Annotated in this window: 1 protein-coding gene; it reads right to left on the minus strand. The window is 55.0% G+C overall.

The window, feature by feature from the left end:
- Window positions 1-585, minus strand: a 585-nt coding sequence (locus BN1117_RS05165) for a transposase (protein ID WP_244463513.1), incomplete at both ends; no start/stop codon positions are given.

Consider the following 585-nt stretch of genomic DNA (forward strand, 5'->3'; position numbering starts at 1 on the left):
TGCTCCGATTGCTCCGATTGTGCGGCTTTTACCCGGCGGCGCAGCGGTTTTTTCCCATGTTGTTTTCGGTCCTCATCGATAGCCTGCTCCAGCTCATCAAGATAGGCTTTGGGGGTGACAGTGACCTCGACCTCGGTCAGCTTTTTCTTGTTGGCATTGGCTTGCAGGTGGGTGCTGTCGGTATAGAGAACCCGGCCGCCGACCATCCGGTAGTTCATGGCCTGATTGACGATTTCATCGAAGATTTCCTGATAGATGGAGGACTCGGCAAAGCGGCGACGGCGGGTCTGGCAGAAGCTGGAGGCATCGATAACCTTGTCGGTCAGCCGCATGCGCAAGAACCAGCGATAGGCCACGTTGAGGTGAATTTCCTGAACCAGACGGCGCTCACTGCGAATGCCAAAGAGATAGCCGATGAAGAGCATCTTGAAGAAAAGAACCGGGTCGATGGCGGGGCGGCCATTGTCTGGGCAATAGCAGTGGCGAACCTTGTCGCGAATGAATTCAAAGGAGATGAACTTGTCGATTTTGCGCAGGAGGTGGTCTTGGGGGACGAGTTCCTCAAGGGTGACCATCTCGATCTCA

The sequence above is a fragment of the Aeromonas australiensis genome, from assembly GCF_000819725.1.
GTDB classification, from domain to species: Bacteria; Pseudomonadota; Gammaproteobacteria; order Enterobacterales; family Aeromonadaceae; genus Aeromonas; species Aeromonas australiensis.